This window comes from Candidatus Leptovillus gracilis, from assembly GCA_016716065.1.
Lineage (GTDB): Bacteria > Chloroflexota > Anaerolineae > Promineifilales > Promineifilaceae > Leptovillus > Leptovillus gracilis.
On sequence record JADJXA010000013.1, the window covers coordinates 1 to 22,629 of the forward strand.

General features: G+C 58.1%; 17 protein-coding genes, 1 tRNA gene, 2 pseudogenes and 1 other annotated feature. Of the genes and pseudogenes, 4 read left to right on the plus strand and 16 right to left on the minus strand.

Features of this window, described 5'->3' with window-relative positions:
- From IPM39_22815 to IPM39_22865, 11 genes and pseudogenes are all read right to left on the minus strand, one after another.
- On the minus strand, nt 1-2,397 hold a 2,397-nt coding region (locus IPM39_22815), incomplete at its 3' end, for a CBS domain-containing protein (protein MBK8988869.1).
- 214 nt (nt 2,398-2,611) lie between these two features.
- Nucleotides 2,612-3,037, minus strand: coding sequence for a transcriptional repressor (locus IPM39_22820; GenBank protein MBK8988870.1), 426 nt, complete (start codon nt 3,035-3,037; stop codon nt 2,612-2,614).
- Between the two features lie 76 nt (nt 3,038-3,113).
- Complete coding sequence (trpC, locus tag IPM39_22825; GenBank protein MBK8988871.1) at nt 3,114-3,935, minus strand: indole-3-glycerol phosphate synthase TrpC; 822 nt, start codon at nt 3,933-3,935, stop codon at nt 3,114-3,116.
- A complete protein-coding gene (gene trpD, locus IPM39_22830; protein ID MBK8988872.1) occupies nt 3,932-4,960 on the minus strand; it encodes an anthranilate phosphoribosyltransferase in 1,029 nt (342 codons plus the stop codon). The genes trpC and trpD overlap by 4 nt, the downstream gene beginning before the upstream one ends.
- 68 nt (nt 4,961-5,028) lie before the next feature.
- Nucleotides 5,029-7,937: pseudogene (locus IPM39_22835) on the minus strand (insulinase family protein).
- 147 nt (nt 7,938-8,084) lie between these two features.
- Entirely contained in the window at nt 8,085-8,420 is a 336-nt protein-coding gene (locus tag IPM39_22840; protein MBK8988873.1) for a CopG family transcriptional regulator, read from the minus strand.
- A 51-nt stretch (nt 8,421-8,471) separates the two neighbouring features.
- Nucleotides 8,472-9,035, minus strand: a complete 564-nt coding sequence (locus IPM39_22845; GenBank protein ID MBK8988874.1) for an aminodeoxychorismate/anthranilate synthase component II — start codon at nt 9,033-9,035, stop codon at nt 8,472-8,474.
- A 22-nt stretch (nt 9,036-9,057) separates the two neighbouring features.
- Entirely contained in the window at nt 9,058-9,987 is a 930-nt protein-coding gene (locus IPM39_22850; GenBank protein MBK8988875.1) for a hypothetical protein, read from the minus strand.
- A 57-nt stretch (nt 9,988-10,044) separates the two neighbouring features.
- On the minus strand, nt 10,045-11,049 hold the full coding sequence (gene trpS, locus IPM39_22855) for a tryptophan--tRNA ligase (GenBank protein ID MBK8988876.1): 1,005 nt from the start codon (nt 11,047-11,049) through the stop codon (nt 10,045-10,047).
- A 127-nt stretch (nt 11,050-11,176) separates the two neighbouring features.
- The gene (gene trpE / locus IPM39_22860; protein MBK8988877.1) at nt 11,177-12,712 is read right to left on the minus strand and encodes an anthranilate synthase component I; all 1,536 of its coding nucleotides are present in this window, start codon (nt 12,710-12,712) and stop codon (nt 11,177-11,179) included.
- Between the two features lie 99 nt (nt 12,713-12,811).
- Nucleotides 12,812-14,176, minus strand: a complete 1,365-nt coding sequence (locus IPM39_22865; protein MBK8988878.1) for a TrpB-like pyridoxal phosphate-dependent enzyme — start codon at nt 14,174-14,176, stop codon at nt 12,812-12,814.
- A 57-nt stretch (nt 14,177-14,233) separates the two neighbouring features.
- Nucleotides 14,234-14,564: a binding site (T-box leader), on the minus strand.
- Between the two features lie 108 nt (nt 14,565-14,672).
- Here IPM39_22865 and IPM39_22870 point away from each other — a divergent pair.
- Nucleotides 14,673-16,226 carry a M1 family metallopeptidase gene (locus IPM39_22870; GenBank protein MBK8988879.1) on the plus strand — a complete coding sequence of 518 codons (1,554 nt, stop codon included), beginning with the start codon at nt 14,673-14,675 and terminating at the stop codon, nt 16,224-16,226.
- A gap of 557 nt (nt 16,227-16,783) precedes the next feature.
- On the opposite strand, the pseudogene aroQ reads toward IPM39_22870, so the two are convergent.
- From aroQ to IPM39_22885, 3 genes and pseudogenes are all read right to left on the minus strand, one after another.
- A pseudogene (aroQ, locus tag IPM39_22875) lies at nt 16,784-17,244 on the minus strand (type II 3-dehydroquinate dehydratase).
- Entirely contained in the window at nt 17,241-18,332 is a 1,092-nt protein-coding gene (gene aroB, locus IPM39_22880) for a 3-dehydroquinate synthase (protein ID MBK8988880.1), read from the minus strand. Before aroB ends, aroQ begins: the two are co-directional and overlap by 4 nt.
- A gap of 74 nt (nt 18,333-18,406) precedes the next feature.
- Nucleotides 18,407-18,919, minus strand: a complete 513-nt coding sequence (locus tag IPM39_22885) for a shikimate kinase (GenBank protein MBK8988881.1) — start codon at nt 18,917-18,919, stop codon at nt 18,407-18,409.
- Nucleotides 18,920-19,051: 132 nt separating this feature from the next.
- On the opposite strand from IPM39_22885, the gene IPM39_22890 reads away from it, so the two are divergent.
- The gene (locus IPM39_22890; protein MBK8988882.1) at nt 19,052-19,780 is read left to right on the plus strand and encodes an SIMPL domain-containing protein; all 729 of its coding nucleotides are present in this window, start codon (nt 19,052-19,054) and stop codon (nt 19,778-19,780) included.
- Nucleotides 19,781-19,850: 70 nt separating this feature from the next.
- On the opposite strand, the gene IPM39_22895 is transcribed toward IPM39_22890, so the two are convergent.
- Nucleotides 19,851-19,923 (minus strand) — tRNA-Lys (locus IPM39_22895).
- Nucleotides 19,924-20,400: 477 nt separating this feature from the next.
- Here IPM39_22895 and IPM39_22900 point away from each other — a divergent pair.
- The gene (locus tag IPM39_22900) at nt 20,401-20,667 is read left to right on the plus strand and encodes a hypothetical protein (GenBank protein ID MBK8988883.1); all 267 of its coding nucleotides are present in this window, start codon (nt 20,401-20,403) and stop codon (nt 20,665-20,667) included.
- Nucleotides 20,664-21,725, plus strand: coding sequence for a hypothetical protein (locus IPM39_22905; GenBank protein MBK8988884.1), 1,062 nt, complete (start codon nt 20,664-20,666; stop codon nt 21,723-21,725). The genes IPM39_22900 and IPM39_22905 overlap by 4 nt, the downstream gene beginning before the upstream one ends.
- Before the next feature lie 31 nt (nt 21,726-21,756).
- Here the strand turns inward: IPM39_22905 and IPM39_22910 are convergent, their stop codons facing one another.
- Entirely contained in the window at nt 21,757-22,497 is a 741-nt protein-coding gene (locus tag IPM39_22910) for an RNA methyltransferase (protein ID MBK8988885.1), read from the minus strand.
- Nucleotides 22,498-22,629: the final 132 nt, after the last annotated feature.

The following is a 22,629-nucleotide window of genomic DNA, read 5'->3' on the forward strand; positions in this document are numbered from 1 at the left end:
GCCATCGGTAATGATGCCCAGCACACGCCGGTCGGCGTCTACCACCACGGCGCGGCGGCGGCGATCTTGTTCCAAGACCTGCACAATCTCCTCCACCGTCGCCTGTGGTGATACCACCGGCACATCCCGGTACATCAGGTCGGCGATGGCCGTGCCACCAGACCTGGTTTCCGGGGTCGTATCCTCTACCGGCTGAAAATCTTCCAGCACGCGCAAAATATCTACGCGACTCACCCACCCGGCGAGACGGCCGTTGGCCTTCACCACCGGCAGCCTTTTCAGGTGGTGGGCCACCATCAATTCCATCGCCTGACGCAGCGGCGTGGTAGGCGCAACAGTCATCACCGGGGCAGTCATCAGGTTGGCGGCCGTGGAAGCCTGCGCCGGCAAATCGGCCAACTGCCGCAGCCAATCGGCGGCTGATATGTCGGCCAGCATGTCCAGGCGGGTGCTGAAACCGGCGCGGCGCAGCAGATCGCCATCGGTGATGATGCCCAAGAGATGACCGTTCTCGGCCACCACCGGCAGGCTGCGATACCCCTTTTGCAGCAGCAAGGCCACAATTTCGGCCGTCGGCGTATCCGGCGAGACGGCAACAACTTCCGTGCGCATCACGTCGCGTACTGGCTGGTCCAACGGGTCTACCGGCCGATCTGCGTCGGGCGCTTTGGTCATTTTTTCGGCGAAGGGAGCGATCATCAGCGATTCCATAATGGGCGGTTCGGAAACGGCCGTGACTTCTTCGCCCACCGCCACGATCACCCCCAAAGCCGCGATAGCTTTGTCGGCGCTCCAAAAGACATGTTCTGGTCCCAACTCTTCCAGCACACCGGCCCGCTCCAACAACACCCGCACCCGATCATCCATCGAAGAGAGCAGAATATCGCCGCCCCCGTGTTTCTGTCGCTCTATGAGTTCACGAATTACTTCCATGCCGGTGGCGTCAATCAGGGGCACGCCGCGAATAGATAAAATGAGAGTCGCGTCCGGCTCGTCGTGGCTTTCGACAAACTCCAACAGGCGGCGGGCAGCGGCAAAAAAGAGAGGGCCGCTGAGGTAATAGACCGCTACGTTGTGGCCGGAGGGCGCCAATGTTTGCCCCGCTTCAGACAACCGCTCGATTTCTACCGGCTTGCGCGATATTTGCAGTTCGCTCATCTGCGCCATAAAAATCAACGTGCTAATGCCAAAGCCAATCAAAATAGCCTGTGTCAGGTCCAGCACCACCGTCGCCACCAATGTAATGGCAAAGGCGATGATGGCGTGGCGCAGGCGGTGGCTGAAGTAGAAGCGGATGGTATGCCACTCGTTCATGCGCCAGGCGGTCACAATGAGTACGCCGGCCAGCGCCGCCAGGGGAACCTGCCGGATGATGCCGGCCAGCAGCAGCGCCGCCAATAGCAAAACAACGCCATGCAAAATGGGGACCACGCGCGTGACGCCGCCACTTTTGATGTTGACGCTGGTGCGGGCGATGGCCGCCGTAGCCGGCACGCCGCCAAACAGGGGAATGAGCATATTGCCCACGCCCTGGGCGATCAGTTCCAGGTTATTGTTCAGCCGAATGCCGGTCATGTTGCCGGCCACAGCGCCGCAGAGCAGGCTTTCGATGGCTCCCAAAGCAGCAATAGACATGGCGGGCACAATCAAATTGTTTAGATCCGACCAGGGAATTTCGGTGAGGCTGAGCCGGTTCTCCAACAAGATGGTGCGCGGCACGGCGCCAATCACCGGAACCGGCCAATGGGCGACGACGACGATCAGGGTCGCCAAGATAATGCCCACCAGCGAACCGGGCACGCGCTGGCCGAACTTGAAACGAGGCCAGACAACCATGGTGGCGATGACCAACAGGGCCAGGAAGACAGCCTCTGGGTTAGGCGCAATACCGTTTTCCGCGTAATAGCGCAGCTTTTCGATGACGTTTTCCGCCGCCGGGGTTTTGATGCCCAGGAAGTTGTCTAGCTGCCCCAGGGCGATGATGATGGCAATGCCGCTGGTGAAACCGGAGATGACCGGGCTGGGGATGAGGGCGACGACGCGCCCCAGGCGAAAAATACCCAGGAGGGTCATCATGATCCCGGCCAGGAGCGCTGCCACCCACATGCCTTGCAGCCCATAGCGGCTGACCAACACAATGAGCACCGCCGACATGGCGCCGGTGGGGCCGGAAATCTGGTAAGGTGCGCCGCTCAATAAGCCAATGACGACGCCAGCGAGTACGGCCGTTACCAATCCCGCCGCTGCATCTGCCCCCGAAGCCACACCAAAAGCCAGCGCCAATGGCAGGGCCACGGCCGCTACCGTGATACCGGCCAACACGTCTTTTTGCAGTGTGGATCGGTTGTACCCGGCAAACTCGCGCCGCCACATACGCGGCCACTCTTGAACCATCATGAGAACACCTCTATTAGATTAGATTTTTGGCGTCCGGCACGCTGTCCAAAAAAAAGACATACCAGAGGTATGTCGTCTCGGTGACAAATTGGGCATCTGTCGGTTCGTCGTGGCGCTCATTTTATGACCATCTGGCGCGAAGGGCAACAGATTCAGGCGTCATTATGGATTGACGATTGACGATTTGGGCAATTGACAATTGGCGATTGGCCCGTTAGTTCCGGCATTCTTCGCACAGACCGTAAAACTCTAGCAAGTGTCCCTGCACATCAAAACGGAAGCGCTGGCCGACCACTTTTTCGATTTCCGCCAACACGCAGTCATCAAACTCAATGACTTTGTCGCACGCGCCGCAGATGAGATGGTGATGATGGCCGTGATGCAACAAGACAAAATGGGCCGCGCCGGTACCCTGGTAAATAGGGCGAATGAGGTTGAGTTGGCACAACAAATCGAGCGTGCGGTACACCGTCATGCGGCCAACGTTGGGGGAATCTTGATGCACACGCTCTACCAGATCGTCGGCGGAGATGTGACCGCCGCAGGCAACCAGCGCTGCGAGAATGGCCTGCCGCGAGGCAGTGAGCCGATAACCATGTGCGGTAAGCGCCGCACTGAGCCGGGTGAGTTGATCTTCCATTGTTCCCATTCTAACCGGATTGAGAGTTCTTATCAAAAGGTGCAAAAAGCCGGGCGAACCGACATGACAAATCCCTTTACGAACCGGCCGCAACCAGATGCTTGACGGTGGCAACCAGGTCCTTGCTTTTCACCAGGGTTTCGCCGACGAGAATGGCGTCCACGCCAATGCGGCGCATGGCGTGGACATCAACGGCCGTTTTAATCCCACTCTCCGCCACCACGACCACGTCTTCGGGGATGCGCTGGCGCAGCCGGGCGGTGTTGGCAAAATCCACCTCGAAGGTCTGCAAGTTGCGGTTGTTGACGCCGATGATTCGTGGCTTCACCGCCAGCGCTTTTTCCAGTTCCGCCTCGGTATGCACTTCCACCAGAGCACTCATGCCCAGTTGCTGCGCCAGATGCAGCAAGTCGCGCAGCTCATTTTCGCCGAGAACGGCCGTAATCAACAAAATCGCGTCGGCGCCGGCGGCCCGCGCCTCATACACCTGATAGGGGTGGAAGATGAAATCTTTGCGCAGCACCGGGATTTTCTGCGAGCCAACCGATTGGCGCACATCGCGCAGATGCTCCAGCGAACCTTGAAAGTGACGGCCGTCGGTCAATACAGAAATCGCGCTGGCCCCACCCTGCACGTAGGCCCGCGCCAACTGCACCGGATTGTATTTGGCGACCAACAGTCCTTTGCTGGGCGACGCTTTTTTGCATTCGGCGATTAAGGACACGCCGGGCTTGCGCAGCGCGGCGTAGAAATCGTTGGGTGGTGGCGCGGTGTTGGCGAACGCCCGCACATTTTCCAGCGGCGTTTCGCGCATTATTTTCGGCAGGTTTTCCCGATGAAAGGTCATTATTTCGTCAAGAATAGTCCCGCGACGTTTGGCTAAGTTGGTAACGCTCATAGGAAGCTGTTGGTTGTCTTAATCCAGGATTGTAAGGCGGCCAGGGCACGGCCGTTAGCAATAGAATTACGCGCTTTTTCCAGTCCGGCCATCAGGTTATCATCCGCCACACTGAGGGCGGCGGCGGCATTCAGCAGCACAATGTCGCGGCGCGGCCCCTGGTCTTGCCCACTAAGAATGTCGTAGGTGATTTGGGCATTGTCCTGCGGCGCGCCGCCCAATAGATCGGCCATCGTCGCCCGCGCCAGACCCAGGTCACGCGGATCTAGTTCACGGGTACGCACAATCCCATCTCTTAAATAGCTGACGCGATTCACGCCCGTCGTCGAAAGTTCGTCTAATCCATCCGCGCCGTGAACCACATAAGCGGCCTGGCTGCCCAATTTAGCCAGCACGGCCGCCAGCGGTTCTGTCAGCGCCGGGCTGTAAACGCCGATCAGTTGGTGCGTCGCTCCGGCGGGATTGGTCAGCGGCCCCAGGAGGTTAAAGACAGTGCGCTGCCCCATCTCCCGGCGCGGCCCGATGGCGAAGCGCATGGCCGGATGGTGGTGGATGGCATACAAAAAGCCGATGCCCACCTCGGCTATGCAGGCAGCCACCTGCGCCGGGGCAAGGTCCAGATTGCCGCCCAGAGCCAGCAGCACGTCGGCCGAGCCGGATTGGCTGCTGGCGGCGCGATTGCCATGTTTGGCGACCTTCACCCCGGCCCCGGCGACAACAAATGCGGCCGTGGTGGAGATGTTGAAGGTGTGTTTGCCGTCGCCGCCAGTGCCGCAGGTATCCACGACCATCTCGCCGGGCAGCAGGCCAGGCACGGCCACCGCGACGACATGGGCGCGCATGGATTGGGCGCTGCCGGCGATTTCGTCCACCGTTTCGCCTTTCATGCGCAGGGCCGTCAGGTAGCTGCCGATTTGCGCCGGGGTGGCTTCGCCGTTCATGATGACGTTCATGGCTTCTTCTGCCTGGTTGAAGGCGAGGTGACGGCCGTTAATCACTTCGGCAATGGCTTCTTTTAAGGGCATGTCGTTTTTCCTGACTACTTTTCGCCAGATTCTTTGGCGGGTGAGCAATACGCCGGTGATCTCAGGGGCTAAAGCACTTTGGTCACTTGCAGCCAGTTGCTGTCGTTGACGGCCGTAATCGCCTCGGCCGACCCCATCACCACCACCAGACCATGCTGGCTGACCTGGGCCAATACCTCGCCAAATTCGCGGAAGTTGACGGCCGTTGTCGCCAGGATTTCGTCGCGGTACTGCTGACGCGCCTCATCGGTGCGGCCGATGAGGTGGCGCTGAAGCGAAGTAAAGCCTTTGGCGTCCGGCAGTTGGTAGGCGTCCATCGAACCAATCGCGCCGATGATAGATTTGACCAGCTCGGCATCGTTCAGGTCCAGGTTGCGCAAAAAGTCGCTGGTATGGTCATAATTTTCCAACGTTTGCAGCAGATTCGGGTCGCGGTAAGAAAGATAGGTGTAAACGCCGGAATCCATGTCGAAGGAGCAAAAGCCGCCATACGCGCCGCCCTGGACCCGCACTTTTTCCCACAACCAGGTGGTGCGCAGGTATTTGGTGATGACTGAGACGGAGCCGTGCAGTTTGTAGCCCAGCTCGTACAAATTGGCCCCTTTGCCGACATAATTCACCTGGGCGGGGATGGTCAGCCCTTCGTGTTGGCGGCCGAAAGGGGGCGTCCAGGTGAGCAGCTTGCCCGGTTTGGCGGGAATGGCCGCCAGGAAATCGGCCAACTGCGGTTGGAAGCGGGCGTAATTGTCCGCGTCCAGGGTAACATTGACGATGAGGTTTTGCCGATTGACCAACAGTTGGCGCACCGTTTCCAGCTTTGCCAGCACAGAGGGCCAATCCTTCTCCACTTCTTCGGCCAGTTGGCGCAGCAGGAACAGGTAACTGATGCCACCCATCTGCTCGTCTACCCAGGAAGATTCATCCAGATGGGCGCGGAGACGGCCGTTAACCACCGAATGCCCCGATGGAACCAGCCCAGCCTCGCTGCGCGCTTTGCCTTCCAACACAATCTGGCGGAAGCGGGCCTGGTTGTCCAGCTTCACCGTCAACAGCATGTCGCGCAAGATGTTCAACATCTCTTGGGCCTGGGTGACGGTCGCTTTGGCGCGCAGGAACAACCAGGCCATGCTGCCCTGGCGGTCGGCCAGCGCCGAGGTAACATGCGTGGGATAGACGCCACCTGTTTTGCGGCCAATACGCTGCGACATCTTGACAAAATCTTCCGTTTCTGTGCCCAATTTCACCAGCGTCTGCCCAAACAAGCGCACATAGGGCAGCAAATCGGCGGGCACGGCTTTCATGTTCAAGCCCACATCAAAGTAGACAATACCGTTGGTGAAAAGGTCATGGTAGACCACTTCGCTGCCTTGCAGCGCGGCTACTTCGATGGGGATGCGCTTGTTTTCTTTTTCCAGGTCGGCCAGGGTAAGCACTGGAATCGCCGCCAACGCTTCCGGCGAATCAGGGGCTTCCTGACGAGCTTTTAACTCCTGGGTATTGGTGATGATCGCCTGCAATTCCGCCTGACTCAACGCAGCGCGCACGGCCGTCAGGCGGGCTTTTTCCGCCTCTTCCTGCTGTTGGCGCAGTCCGGTGTCCGGCTCCAGCAGCAGGGTAACGCGGTGTGGGTTTTGCAGCAGGTACACGCGGATGAAGTCCTGGAGGTAGGTGGGGTTGTTGGCGAGATTGGCTTTAACGGCCGTCATCGCTCCTTCATATTTAAGCGGGGCCAGGGGATCACGGCCGTAAGCCCAGGTCCCCAACGCGCGCATCATCAGGGCGATGCCGCGCGGAAAAGAGCCGGTATTGTTTTCACGCAGGCTAAATTCGATGCTGTTGACGGCCGCTTCCACCATGTCTGGCTCAAAGCCGTCGCGGACAATTTGGTTCAGCACTTCTTGCACCAGGGCTTCCACCTTGCCGGCGTCGGCTTTGTCTATGCCCTTCAGCCCGACAGAAAAGGTCATCTGGCGCAGGTAAGTGGAAAGGCCGCTGCCAGTGAGGTCCTCGCCCAGACCAGAATCAATCAGCGCCTTGCGCAGCGGCGATGCCTGTGTGCCCACCAGGGCGTAAGACAGCACATTCAACCCCCAGACAAGTTCTGGATCGGCCGCTTCCGGCAGCACCCAATTGATGTCTACCATCGCTTTTTTGGCGATGTCGGCGCCATCGTCCATGCTGTAGGGATAGGTGACGTATTTGGGCGCGGCAAAGGGGGCTTGCAAATCTACGCTGCCATTCACCTGGATGCGGTCAAAGTCGCGCAAATACGCATCCAACAACCGCAGCCGCTCTGTCTCGTCATCATCGCCATAGAAGAAGATGAGGGCGTTGGCAGGATGGTAGTAAGTGTCATGAAAATTCTTGAACTGCTCGTAAGTCAGGTCGGGAATCACCTCCGGGTTGCCGCCGGAATCGTGCTGGTAGGCGTTGTCCGGGAACAGTTCTTGCTTCACATAACGGAACAAGATATTGTCGGGCGAAGAATAAGCGCCTTTCATCTCGTTAAAGACGACCCCTTTGTAGGTCAGCGGCGCGTCCAGGCTTTCCAATTCATAATGCCAGCCTTCCTGCTGCAAGTGGTGGGGGTGATGAGCGGATAAAAGACGGCATCCAGGTAAACGTCTACCAGATTGTAGAAATCTTGCAGATTGGTGCTGGCGACCGGGTAAGAGGTGCGGTCGGCGCTGGTGAAAGCGTTGACGAAGGTGTAGAGCGAGCCTTTGAGCAGCTCCACAAATGGCTCTTTGACCTGATATTTGCGTGAACCGCCCAGCACGGAATGTTCCATGATGTGGGGCAGGCCGGTAGAATCGGCCGGCGGTGTGCGGAAATTAATGCCAAAGACTTTGTTTTCGTCGTCGTTGGCGAGGGAAAGCAGTTCCGCGCCCGTCTTTTGGTGACGATAGAGACGCGCCTGGGTGTTCAGTTCGGCGATGTGTTCTTCGCGCAGCAGTTCAAATCCGTGGGTGATCATGTGCTATTACCTCGCTGGAAATTTTGGGTATTGTAACCCTGATGAGCGGGCTGTGTCCAACCAGGACGGCCGTTATTCAGCAATTCCAATAATGAGCCTATCTCACCCCAGTGTGAACCAAAAGGGGCGAGACGGCATTGGTTGAAGTCAACGGCCGTTCACAAATCCAGAGTTATCTTCAATATCTTGTCTATTTGCGCCATCACGTCTGGCGGCAGACTGCCTCAATGCCTCCCAGTCGCTCTTGGCAAAAGATTCAGCGATGTCGTTTTGCAGCGCCTGATACGCAGCATCGCCGGACAGCGTGGCAAATTGACGATCAATTTCTTCTCGCTCTAGCCGGGCAATGAACTGCTCTAAAGCCGTAACAATGAGGGCATTGCGGTTCGGCGACTGGCCTGAGTCCACCAGGTTCTGGTTGCGTTGAAGCAGTTTTGCGGGAAACATCACGGTGGTACGGACCGTTCCACATTTGTCGAGCATACAAACCTCCATCATTTTTGATGTGGAATATGATGCGAGATGAATCAACTGTCAACGGCCGTCTAAAAAATTCTGCAATATCCGCTTACCATGCTCCGTCAAAATGCTCTCCGGGTGGAACTGTACACCCACCACCGGATATTCGCTGTGCTGCAAGGCCATCACCTCGCCCTCGCTGGTGAAAGCCGTCACCTTCAGGCAGTCCGGCAGCGGCTCCTCAACGATGAGCGAATGGTAGCGCGTGGCGTTAAACGGGCTGGGCACGCCAGAGAATAAGCCCTGACGATTATGGTACACCGGCGAAACCTTGCCGTGCATCAGGCGCGGCGCGCGCGTCACCTTGCCGCCATACACTTCGCCAATACACTGGTGGCCCAGGCAAACGCCCAAGACCGGCGTCGTCGGCCCCAACTCGCGGATCACATCGTTAGAAATGCCGCCATCCCCCGGATCGCCCGGCCCCGGGCTGATGACGATTTGCGTCGGCCGCAAGGCGCGGATCTCCTCCAGCGTCACCTGATCATTACGAAACACAGTTAACTCTGCCCCCAATTCCCCCAAATATTGCACCAGGTTGTAGGTAAACGAGTCGTAGTTATCAATCACCACAATCATGACAAAATCTCCAGAACTCAACTCACTCCAACTTCACAACAATCAAGGTAAACGTCGCCGCGCCACCGTTGGCTGTGCTGATTTCAATGGTGTATTCGGTGGTGCGCAGAGGCAGGACAAAAGCGGCCTCGGCCGAACCAGGGCCGGAGAAGTTGGCTTCGTTGGCGATACTGCCAGCCTCGAAAAACTTAAGCACGAGGTCGCTCTGGTCCAGCGGCTCGGCAAAAGCCACCACCGGCCGGCCGCCGTTGGATTGGACGGTATAACTTTTACTCTGTCCGGCAGTCAGGGTTTCGCCGCGATAATGGGTGGCTAAGGGGGTGTCGGTGGCTTCATCGAAGACATAGACGGCCGTTTCCCCCGCCCCACTGCCCTGATTAGCCACAATCAAGCTAAACAAGCCATCATTATCTGGTGAAAACACCAACACTTCCGGCCGCCCCGCCGGGCTGAAATTCGCTTCGGTCAACGGACGTGCGCCATCCGCGCTGGCCGCCACCGCCAGCGCCACATCCGCCTCGCCAGAAGCCTCGGCAAAGACAAACAACGGCTGGAATTTGCTGCCTTGAATGGTATAGCTCTTCGACGCGCCCGGCTCCAGCCGGCTCACATCTTGCTGCCCGGGACCAAACAGGCGCACGGCCGTACCAACCATCGCCGGTGTAGGCGGAACGGCCGTCGCCAGACCACCTGTAGCCGGCCGTTCGGTCGCCGTTGCCGGGGGGACGGCTGTCGCCGTCGCCGCTGCCGTCGCGGTGGCCGGAACGGCCGTATCTGTTGGCAGGGGAATGGCGGTGGGCAAAACGGCCGGCGACCCCTCCTGCGCCGCCGCCTGCGTTGGAATGGGCGTGGGAACGGCCGTTGCCGTCGGCGTGCCCGAAAAATTACACGCCAATGTCAGACCAACCAGGCTAAACAACGCCAACCAAACAACACTCTTTCTCGGCATCATACGCACCTCCAGAAAGCGAGAGCAAGAGAAAGAAACCCACTCTCGCTTTCGCTCTCGCTAAGGAACCACCAGCCCCATCATCCGTTTCATCTCGTCCACTTTTGGCTGCGAGACGGCCCGCGCCTGCGCGGCGCCAACCGCCATCAGCCGGTCCAATTCGGCCGGGTCTTGCATCAGTTGGTTATGGCGCTCGCGGATGGGAGCCAACATCTCAATGGTGACTTCAGCCACGCGCGTTTTCAGGTCGCCATAACCCCGGGCATCGGCAAAATCGGCGAGTACGGCCGTTTCCTCCTTGCCCGTCACCGCTTTATAGATGCCCAACAAATTGTTCACCCCTGCCTTCTCCGGGTCATTGGAAAAGACGATCTCGTTGCCCGAATCCGTCACCGCCCGCTTAAACGAACGCATGATCTCCTTCGGGTCGTCCAACAGGCGCACGGCGTGCCCCCGTTTATCGGCCAGACTTTTGGACATTTTGGCCGTGGGATCATCCAGGCCCATCACCCGCGCGCCAACCGCCGGGATAATCGGCTGCGGAATCACAAAAAACTCGCTCTCATACAGCGCGTTAAAACGCTGGGCGATGTCGCGCGCCAGCTCCACGTGCTGCTTCTGGTCTTCGCCCACCGGCACTTCATGGGCATCATAGAAGATGATGTCACCGGCCATCAGCACCGGATAATCCAGCAGCCCTGTCAACACGCTCTCCTGTTTGGCCGACTTGTCTTTGAACTGCGTCATGCGCTGTAACCAGCCCAGCGGCGTGACGCAGTTCAACAGCCAGCAGCCCTCGGCGTGGGCCGTCACGTGGCTTTGAATGAAAATGGTACTCTGATCAGGGTCCAGACCACAGGCCAACAGCATGGCGGCCATAGACCGCGTTTCGTAGCGCAGTTCACCCGGCTTCTGCGGCACTGTCAGACTGTGCAAATCCACAATGCAAAAGAAGTTTTCCTTCTCTGCCTGCCGCGCCACCCAGTTGCGGATGGCCCCTAAATAATTGCCCAAATGGGTGTTGCCCGTTGGTTGAATGCCACTAAATACTCGTTTTTTACTCATGTCGTCGTTTCCTAACCTGGTCAAGCCAGAACTTAAAAGGGTTATCAAAGATGACGCAGATTTCACAGATTGAAGCTGGTTGGCTGACAAATTTTATTTTCAAAGGCCGCAGAAACCGGTGACGATTTTATAGAATTCCTTGCTCTGCTTTGTCCACGGCCACAAAAAGCGCCTTTGCTTTATTGACACACTCTCGATACTCACTGGCCGGATCACTGTCGGCGACGATGCCAGCGCCGGCCTGCACGTGAACTGTGTCACCCTGCACCAGCATCGTGCGGATGGCAATACAGGTGTCCATGCTGCCATCATAACTGAAATAACCCACCGCGCCAGCGTACAAACCGCGCCGCTCACCCTCTAATTCTTCGATGATTGTCATCGCTTTGACCTTAGGCGCGCCGCTGACCGTGCCGGCCGGGAACGTGGCGCGCATCAGGTCAAAGGCGTCCATACCCGGCTTGATCTGTCCCTCGACGTGGCTGACCATGTGCATGACGTGGCTGTAACGCTCCACCACCATCAAATCACGCACCCGCACTGTGCCATATTCGCTGACGCGGCCGATGTCGTTGCGCCCCAAATCCACCAGCATGACGTGTTCGGCCCGCTCTTTGGGGTCGGCCAGCAGGTCGTCGGCCAGGGCGTTGTCGGCCTGGGGGGTTGCGCCGCGCCAACGGGTTCCGGCGATGGGGCGCACACTGGCGACGCCATCTTCCAGCCGCACGTGCATCTCCGGCGATGCGCCGACCACCTGTATGTCGAATTCGGGAAAGTTGAAAAAGAACATGTAGGGCGATGGGTTGAGCATCCGCAGCGCCCGGTAGATGGCGAAGGAGTCGGCGCTGGTATGACGGCTGAAGCGCTGGCTCAACACCACCTGGAAGATGTCGCCGGCGGCGATGTGTTCCTGGGCCTCAGCGACGATTTCTTCGTAGCGGGTCTGGCTCATGTTGGCTTCAATACGGCCGTTCCGCCCATTCCTCACCCCGTATCTTCGCTGTGGGATAGCCGGTAACGGCCGTAACAACTTCTCGCTCACCCGCGCAATGCGCTGTATGGCATCCACATAAGCCGCCTCCACGTCCGCGGCGACGTGGGCGTTGGCCAGAATAATCAGCCGGTGGCGGGCATGGTCGAAGACCACCAGAGTATCGGTCAGGAGGAAAATGGCGTCAGGGATGGGCAGGATGGGCACGGCCGTTTCCGGCAGCCGCTCGAAGTAACGCACCACATCATAGCCCAAATAACCAACCGCCCCGCCCTGAAAACGGGGCAGACCGGGCAAATCGGCCGGAGAGAATTGGCCCAACTCCGCCTTCAGCACGTCCAGGATGTCTTCGCCATCGGCCAACTCGTGTGCCGTATTCCGTATTCCGTGTTCTGTGCGCGGTTCACCGTGTATGGGATACGAATAACGGCTGACGGAACGGCCGTGCAGCGCCACCATCCCACGCGGATTCACCCCCACGAAGGAGTAACGCCCCACCTGCTCACCGCCCTCCACCGATTCCAGCAGAAACGACGGCCCTAGTTCGTCCAGCAGCTTGATATACACCGACACCGGCGTCTCCAAATCGGCCGCAAACTCCCGGTACACCGGAATCAAATTCGCCGCACCCGCCGCCAATTGGCGAAACTCAGCCAAAGTTGGCTGATACACATTTTGCACAACCATAATTCCTCCATTGAGAATAGCGAGAGCTAGAGCTAGAGCGAGAGGAAGAACTCTAGCTCTAGCTCTAGCTCTCGCTCTCGGCTTTCACCTTATCTCCGGCAAATGGGTCATCGCTTCTTCAATTGCCGCCTGCGGATAATCGTAATCTTGCAGTTGGCCTTTCATGTAGGCGTCATAAGAAGCCATATCAAAATGACCGTGCCCACAGAGGTTGAACACAATCACCTTTTTCTCGCCGCTCTCTTTGCATTTCAGCGCTTCTTCGATGGCGATGGCGATGGCGTGGGTGGGTTCCGGCGCGGGGATTATGCCTTCAGCGCGGGCGAAGGTCAGCGCGGCTTTGAAGGTGTCTAGCTGCTTCACCGAGCGGGCTTCCACATCGCCATTGTCTACCAGGGCGCTCACCTGGGGCGACATGCCATGATAGCGCAGACCGCCGGCGTGAATGTCCGGCGGCATGAAGGTGTGGCCCAAGGTGTGCATTTTGACGATGGGAGCCATCTGCGCCGTGTCGCCATAATCAAACGTATACCTGCCTTTGGTCAGGCTGGGCGATGCCGACGGTTCGGCGGCAATGACCCGCGTCGTTTTGCCGTTGGTGAAGTTCTGCTGCAAGAAGGGGAAGGCAAAACCACCAAAATTAGAGCCGCCGCCGGTGCAAGCGATGACCATATCCGGGTATTCGCCGGCCATTTCCAACTGCATCAGCACTTCCTGCCCAATCACCGTCTGGTGCAGCAGCACGTGATTGAGAACCGATCCCAGGCTGTATTTTTTCTGCCCGCCCGATTTAGCCGCTACTTCTACCGCTTCGGAGATGGCAATGCCCAGCGAACCGGGATTATTGGGGTCCTCGGCCAGGACGGAACGGCCGTAATCCGTGCGGTCGGTTGGGCTGGCATATACTTCCGCGCCATACCCCTCAATGACCATGCGGCGGTAAGGCTTCATGTTATACGACGTTTTGACCATGTACACTTCCAGGTCCATGCCAAAAAAGTTGCAGGCCATCGCCAACGCCGACCCCCACTGCCCGGCGCCGGTCTCGGTGGTCAGGGCCTTGACGCCTTCTTCTTTGTTGTAAAAAGCCTGGGGAACGGCCGTATTCGGCTTATGTGATCCCACCGGGCTGACGCCTTCATATTTGTAATAAATGTGCGCCGGGGTATCCAGCGCCTTCTCTAACCGATGGGCGCGGAAAAACGGGGTCGGCCGCCACAGCTTGTAAATCTCGCGCACCGGCTCCGGAATTTCAATATACCGTTCCGTGCTGATCTCCTGCATGATCAGCCCCATAGGGAACAACACGCTGAGAAAATCAGGCGTCACCGGTTCTTTCGTCTGCGGGTGCAGCACCGGCGCCGGCGGCACGGGCATGTCGGCATTGATGTTGTACCACGCCTGCGGCAGCTTGCTTTCGTCTAACAAAAATTTCGTCTGGTCGCTCATCTTTCTGCTCCTTTCGTTGATAGAAAATAAAAACGCTCTCGCCCAAGCAGATAATTTGCTCGGGACGAGAGCGCAAAATCTCCCGCGGTGCCACCCGGATTAAGCGGCCAATCTAACAAAAAACGCGCCGGTGAAAGCGCGTCGGGTGGTTAGAAAAGCCAGCTTCACTTGACATAGTCTACCAGTTTGCCGCTGAATGGGACGAACAAACCAGCTAACTACTTTGCCCAAATAACGGTGGCATTTCCGGTTCAGGCTAATAGCGCTGGCGTTCGCCTGAACAACTCCCCGGTCCATTCACCTGCTGCGCCGACGTTGGCCTTGCAGCTCCAGGGCCAACTCTCTAGGACTCGCTTTGCCGGTTACTACTCCGGATCATCGTTTTTTCCTGTTCAGTTGGGCAGATGTTAGCATGGAGGCAGGCGCGTGTCAAGCCGCTTTGTCACTTTGTGCCTTTGTCCCTTTGTGTTAAATTCCCGCCTAAGGAAGTGAAATCATGCCCAAAATCCTGTCGTTTTGCCTGCTTCTGCTGTTCCTTTTGCTCTCCGCCCTGGCCTGCAATCGCCGCGCTGACGCTGTGCCACCGGCCATGCCCACAATGGTCAGTACGGCCGTTTCTCCCACCGCTACGGCCGTTCCCCCACCAACCAGCCCATCCCCAAACCAGGCCGACTTGTTCCGCGCCGGTCTCGTCAGCGCCGCCCTCGATGGGCTGGACAGGCTAGACAGCGCGCCATTTTACCACCTGACCTTGACCATTGACCCTGTTGGCAGTACCGTTGTCGGTCAGCAGCTAATTCGCTACACGAATATCGAAGATGTTTCACTCGACGACATCTACCTCCATTTATTCCCCAATCTGCTGGGGGGGCGCATTGAAGTGAGCAACTTTCGGCTAGACGGCCGTTCTGTTAATTTGCTATACGAAGAAATCAACGACAGCGTGCTGCGCGTCCCGCTGCCAGCCCTGCTCGCGCCAGGCGACACAGTGGAGATGACGCTGGACTTCATAACGGCCGTGCCGCCCGAAACCGGCCGGAATTATGGCGTTTTTGCCAACGTGGATGGGGTGATGGCTTTGGCCCACTTTTACCCCATGCTCGCGGTGTATGATCACAGCGGCTGGAACATCGCCACGCCGGCCGTTTTTGGCGACGCAACTTACAGCGACGCCGCCTTCTACATTGTTGAGTTAACTGCCCCGGCTGATCAGGTGGTGGTGGGCAGCGGTGTATTAACGACCCAGTCGGCCAGCAGCGAGACGCAAACACAAACGCTGGCGGCCGGGCCGGCGCGCGATTTTTACCTGGTCCTTAGCTCTGACTACGCCGTAGAAACAGTGACAGTCGGCGAGACAACCATCAACAGCTATGCACCCTCAGCCTTTGCCGCCAGCGCCAGACAGGCGGCCGAACACGCGGCCGTCGCCCTGCGCATCTTCAACGCCCGCTATGGCGATTATCCATACACGGAGCTGGACATTGTGGCGACGCCTACGCTGGCTTTGGGGATCGAATATCCCGGCGTCATCGCCATCACGCAGCGCGAATATGACCCAGACAACCCAATTTCGGCGGCGCGGCCCAACAGCGCCTACCTGGAATCAACCGTCGTTCACGAGGTGGGGCATCAATGGTTCTATAACGTGGTGGGCAACGATCAGTTGGATGAACCCTGGCTGGATGAGGCCCTGGCGCAGTACGTGACTGGCGTCTACTATGGTGATTATTATGGGGCCGAGGCAGCGCAAGATTACGCCGATTCCTGGCGCAGCCGATGGACGGCCGTTAGCAATGCCGAAATTCCCATTGGGCTGCCGGTGAGCGACTATGAAGGGGCGGCCTACAGCGCGATTGTATACGGCCGTGGCCCGCTCTTCATCCTGGCATTGGCCCAAGAAATGGGCGAGCCGGCGTTTGATAACTTTATGCGCGATTATGTGGCTCAGTTTGCCTGGGAGATCGCCACCACCAAAACCTTTATGGCCCTGGCAGAGCGGCACTGCCAATGCGACCTGACAGATTTGTTTGCGACGTGGGTAAACCCCTAACGGCCGTAAACCGAAGCCCGTAATCCGTTTTCCGCCGGCATTTACCAGAGGCAGCACCCACGGAATACGGATTACGGATTACGCTCACTTATGTTCAACATTCAGCAGCCCCTCAAACCCATCCCCTACCCCTAACCCAGTACTTTTCAGCCAGGACTACAGGTTTTCACTTATTAACAAACTTTGTAACCTGGCGATCTTATAGTTCTTCTATAACCAAATAGGGGTGGCGCTCAGCAGTCATGAAACAGTATTAGGGAACATCGCGGCCACATCACAGCGAACATTGCAGCCCATTGCAGCCTCATCGAGACCACATCGCCGACTACACCGTTGCACCATCGTTCCTAACACAAAGCAGCATTGTTGTTATCATCGTAGTTGCACTGAAGCTCTAGCTGTTTCATCACATTGTCGTATCACTGTCTACATCGCAGCCGTAACGCAGCCAACATCGCAGCCCCACAGATGCTCATCTCAGCCACATCGAAGGCTGAAAGCGTCGCACCTCTCATCGAGAAAAGAGCCTGGACTGATGGTCCAGGCTCTTTTTCGTTCTAGCTTGCGGCTGGTGGTTTCCGGACCTCGGTCAGATGATCCAATAAAGCCGTTAATCCCAATTGGTAACTCCGCCAGCCAAAGCCGCTAATTTGCCCCACACACACGGCCGCAATCACCGACGTATGCCGAAATTCTTCCCGCGCATGGATGTTGGACAGGTGTACTTCCACGGTGGGCAGGCCAACGGCGGCCACTGCGTCACGCAAGGCGTAGCTGTAATGGGTAAACGCGCCGGGGTTGATGAGGATACCATCGGCCCAATTGCGGGCGATGTGAATGGCGTCTAGCAAATCCCCTCATGGTTGGACTGTTGGAAGCGCAGTTCCACCGATTGACCAGCCACAAAGTTTGCCAGGGTGTCGTTGATGTCTTCCAGGGTGGTACGGCCGTATACCGCCGGTTCGCGCGTGCCCAAAAGATTCAAGTTTGGCCCATGCAGCACAAGAATTCGCTTCATCCCATTCCTCCCTCTGGCTGCGTTTGCAGGGCGCGGAGAGTGTCTAGCACGGCCGTTTCCGCCACATCTCCGGCCACAAATACGTCACCCACGTCTCGCAGCAACACAAAACGCAGTTTACCGGCTGCCTTTTTCTTGTCATGACCCATTGCCTGATACAAGCGCTGCGGCGGCAAATTGGCGGGAATGCGCGTGGGCAGCCCAACATTTTGCAGTACGGCTTCAATCCTGGTTGGCAGCGCCGGGTCGCAAAAACCGAGGCGCGCCGACAGGTGGGCGGCCGCCGCCAGACCCATCGCCACGCCTTCGCCATGCCGCACCGCGTAGCCGCTGACCTGCTCAATGGCATGGCCGAAGGTGTGGCCCAGATTGAGAACCGCCCGCCGTCCCTGCTCGAAGGGGTCTTGCTGCACCACGTCGCGTTTCACCTGGACCGCTTCGAGGACCAAGGATGCCAGGTTGGCGATGAGCGCCTGGTTGTCGGCGTGCAAGCGCCAATCGCCAATTGCCAGTCTGGCAAATAAACCAGGGCTGGCGATGAGGCCATGTTTGACCACCTCGGCCATGCCGGCGGCAAACTCGGCCGGTGGTAGGGTGCGCAGGGTGGAAACATCGGCGAGGACGGCCGTTGGCTGCTTAAATGCGCCCACCAGGTTCTTGCCCTGAGGCAAATCTACGCCTGTTTTGCCGCCCACGCTGGCGTCTACCATGGACAGCAGGGTGGTGGGGCACTGCACAAAATCCACGCCGCGCAGGTAACTGGCGGCGGCAAAGCCGGCCATATCCCCCACCACGCCGCCGCCCAAAGCCACGATTGTGCCTGTGCGGTCCAGCCCGGCGGCCAGCAGTTCATCATAAAGGCGCTGGACGGTGGACAGGGTTTTGTGGTGCTCACCGGCGGGCACAGTGATAACGGCCGTCGCCCCAACACAGCACGCGGCATACATCGGCCCTACATGGGCATCGGTGATCACAACAAACGAGCCGGTGATGCCGGCCAATTCACCCACCCGCGGCAGCAATTCTTCGCCGACAATGATGTCATATTGCCCGGTCGGATGGCTGACGGGCAAATGGGTTTTGTTCATACGTGGTCCTTTTCGATGGCAGTGTTCGGTGTTCGGTGTTCGGTGTTCAGTGTTCAGTGTTCAGTGTTCAGTGTTCAGATCACTGGATACTGAATACTGAAAATCTCCTGGGCGACTTGCTCTGCCGTTTTACCGCTGGTGCTGATTTGGGGGAAACGGCCGTATGCCGCAGCCCGCGCCGCCAACAAGCGCCGGATTTGCGCCTCCGGGTCGGGCACATTGAGCAGCGGACGGCGTTCGTCGCCATCCAGCCGGGCGACAATTTCTTCTGGCTCGGCAGTGAGGCAAAAGACACGGCCGTTTTGTTGCAAAGCCGCCGCGTTGCCCTCGTCCAGCATCAAACGGCCGCCGGTGGCAATAACCAGCGCCTCAGATTGGCCGAGTTCCTGGGCGATAGTCGCTTCCCACTGGCGGAACGTCTCCTCGCCTGATTCACGGAAGATATCGGCAATCGCCCGGCCGTCGCGGGCGACAATCATTTCATCGGTATCCACAAAGGCATAACCCAACTGCGCCGCCAACAGCCGCCCCACCGACGATTTGCCTGTGCCCATAAACCCGGTTAGCACCACATTTGGTCTTGTCATGAAGCATAGTATAGCGGAATTGGGGGAACGATTCAGGAATCTGGGGAACAAAATGAATTCCGGTGGCGTTGTAATGAATGAAACGCCAATTATCGGCGCAACTTTTTGTATTTTTGTAAAGGAGTGACAACCATGTCTATCAATAGAGTAAGGACAACGATTGCAGTTTTGCTTTTGGCTGTGTTAACGGCCGTATTGGTCGCCTGCACCCCGGCTGCGGCCAGCCCCTCAGGGCAAACTGGCGGCATCACCGTCATCGGCCAGGGCGAGGCGTTTGGCACGCCGGATAAAGCCCAGGTGCAGGTGGGCGTGGAAATTTTCGCCCCCACCGTCGCCGAAGCCACCAGTCAAAATGAGGCCACCATCCAGCGCATTATGGACGCCCTGACCACCCTGAACATTGCCGCCGAGGACATCCAAACGACCAACTACAGTCTGTGGGCCGAGCAGATTTATGGTGACAGGGGGCCGGAAGGCATTGCCGGGTATCGTGTCACCAATCAGGTCAACGTGACCATCCGCGATATTGACCGGGTGAGTGACGTGCTGTCGGCGGTGATTGAGGCCGGGGCCAATACGGTTTATGGCATTCAGTTCAGCGTGGCCGACCCGGCCGCCCTGGAAGCGGAAGCCCGCGCCGCGGCTGTGGCCGACGCCCGCGCCCGCGCCGCATCGCTGGCCGGTCTGGCCGAAGTGCAGTTGGGCGACGTGACGGTGATCAGCGAAGTGATCGGCCAGCCGGTTATGCCGATGGGGTATGGCGGGGCGATGGTCATGGCCGAGGCAGCCGCTGCGCCCAGCATTTCGCCAGGACAACTGAGCTACAGTGTCCAGGTGCAGGTGACGTTCGGCATCCGGTAAACCAGGCTGAGGGTATAGGCAATAAAAAACGGCCGTTCTGTGTCAGAACGGCCGTTTTGCATTCATACAGTGACTCCGGAAGGACTCGAACCTTCAACCTCGGCATTAAGAGTGCCCTGCTCTGCCAGTTGAGCTACGGAGCCGCTACTGCCCGTATTTGGTAATCCGTATCCCTTGTTCCGTAGGTTGCCACGGCCGGCAAATGCCAACGGAAAACAGGAGACGGACTTCGGTTTACGGCTGCCAGGGGGCTAACCCCACAACGGAAAAGAATTATACCGACTTTCCGACCTGTGGCAACCGGGGTTTTCGTTCCGCAGCAGTTCTCAATTTGTCATGGTGCATGGTAGGGGCGAGACGGCGCGCGCAGAAAACAGCCGCAGCGGACGGACTTTCCCGCGCCGTCCCGCCCCATAAGGCCCAAAGAGGGGCGGGGGCAAGGCATTGGTGATTGCAAGGCGTTGCGGCTATCCCCCTACGTCTGGATTGCAAAATGAGAACTGCTGCTCGTTCCGTCAAGCCCCGGCAGATTTCTAAAAATCTGGCGGGGCTGATGTGCTATAATTGCTTTCACGGACTTCGGTTTACGGCTGTCGGGTCAGGAGTTCAGGACGAAACCAATGAAACAAATTCAACTGGAAGACAAAGAACTACAAGTTTTGCAAACATTAGAACAGCGCGGGGCCATGAGTCCCAGCCAGGTATCTGCCTCAACGTGGCTGCTGCCAGGGGAAACGCTGAACGTATTAAAAACATTATCCAGCGCCGGCATGGTCCTGATGCGCAACGACACGCATAGTCCAGATGGCATGGTGGTAGCCATCACCCAAGATGCCCGCTCTTACCTGGGCGTTACCATGCCACGCGCCAACAAGGGTGGTTTATGACGGGTGATCATTTACCACATAACGCCGCTAAACCCAGCCGCTCCTCCCGCTTAAGTTTGGTGGTGGTGGGTCTGTTTTTGCTGGTGATTTGTGTTCTGCTGATCTTTCCCAGCAATACTGTCATGACGCCAGCCTGGGTTCCGGCGATTCAGAGCGAACTACGGATGGCGCTAACCATTATTGCGCCCTACCTGGGGGTGGCGCTGCTGGGCACAACCGTGGCCATGGCCGAATTGGCTTCAACCTTTCCAACCTATCCCCGCGAGGCGCTGCAAACCCGGTGGGCGCGGGTGCTGGTGCTGGTCAATGTGACGGCCGCGATTCTGGCGCTGATCATCGCCCGCGTGACCATGCCGGCAACCAATCCGGTGCTGCTGGTGATTGGCGTGGGGGTGGGGTTTCAGGCAATCATTCGCACGCGCTTTGTATTGGCGCGCTCGATGAGCAGCGATGGCGCCAGCGAGAATGAGGTGAGCCTGAATTTGGGCTGGCTGTATGAGCAGTTCCAACATCTGTGCCGGACGCAGATTGACCTGGAATTGATGAAGAACCGGCGCACGGCCGTTACCCAACTGCTAGAATATTACCCCACCATCGCCGAACTCTACGACATCGCCTATTACACCATCATCGCGCGGGCCACCCTGACGCCAGAGGAAGAAAAACTGCGCATGGAACAGTTGCAAACGCTGATCGATCCCAAGGCGCCAGAGCAGTTCGCCCGCAACAGCATGGCCCTGACTATCCTGGAAAACGGTGGGCCAGCTTACGTGGAGATGCTGCTGAGCCAGGCCATGAACGAAACGACAGCCACACCCCCGCGCCGGGCGACGCAAGAAAAATTGGTCTGGCAGTTGATCAACAACTTCTCATTGGCAGAATTGGTGACGCTGACGGCCAGTTTGACCGACGACCCTAGTATCCAAGATTGGGTTGCCCAGGCGGCCACAACGAATCAGGCGACGGGAGAGGCCAACCAGAAAGCGTCAATTGCCTATTTTCTGGTCCAGCAGTTGGGGGTGGACAAGATTGAAGAACGATTGGGAACTGGGGATTAACGATTAGCGGGTTCGCCTTTGCCGGGCGGCTTCAAAGAGGATAATGCCGGCGGCCAGGGCGGCGTTGAGCGATTCGGTGGCGGCGTGCATGGGGATGGTGCAACGGCCGTAAGCCAGACTGCCCGCTTCTGCCCGCGTCCCCCACGCCTCGCTGCCGATAATAAGCGCCGAGGGCGTGTGCCAGGAACGGCGTATAATCCACCCCCTCGCCCACATCGGCCAACCACACCGTCAACCCGGCCAGCAGCGGCCTAATCTCCGGCCAATCCAACGCCTGAATCGGCAGCCGCAGGTGTGCGCCCATCCCACCGCGCAGCGCCTTCGGATTGTAGACATCCACACAGCCCGGCCCCAACAACACGCCATCCACCCCGGCCGCCGCCGCCGCGCGCAGCATCGTGCCCAGATTACCGGGGTTGCTAATGCCATCCAAAACCAACAGCAGAGACGGCAGCAGCGGCCACGTTTTGGCCGCCATACCCACCACCGCCAAAACGCCCGCCGGAGTATCGGTGTCGCTCATAGCAGCCATCACTTCCGGGCGAACTATCTGTACGGGCGCGCGAAGTTGCTGTAAAATGACGACGTGATCGGGTGAACGGAACCAATCTTCGGTATAAAAAACGATTTGCAAGGGCGCATCAGATATTGTCAACTCTGATAACCAGCGCGTCCCTTCGACCACAAATGCCTGCTCCCGCCAACGAAAACGACGTTCCGCCTGCAAGCGGGCCACATATTTCACTTTGTCATTTTTGCTGCTGCTAATCATAAACAGGAATTGTATCTTTTTTGCCCAAGGCGGGTTAATAGTAATGGGTCTGTGACTGGCAAATCTTATTTTCAAAGTTCGCAGAACACCAATTTTCAGGATTTGCAGATAAACGCGAGTCCACCGGAGGAA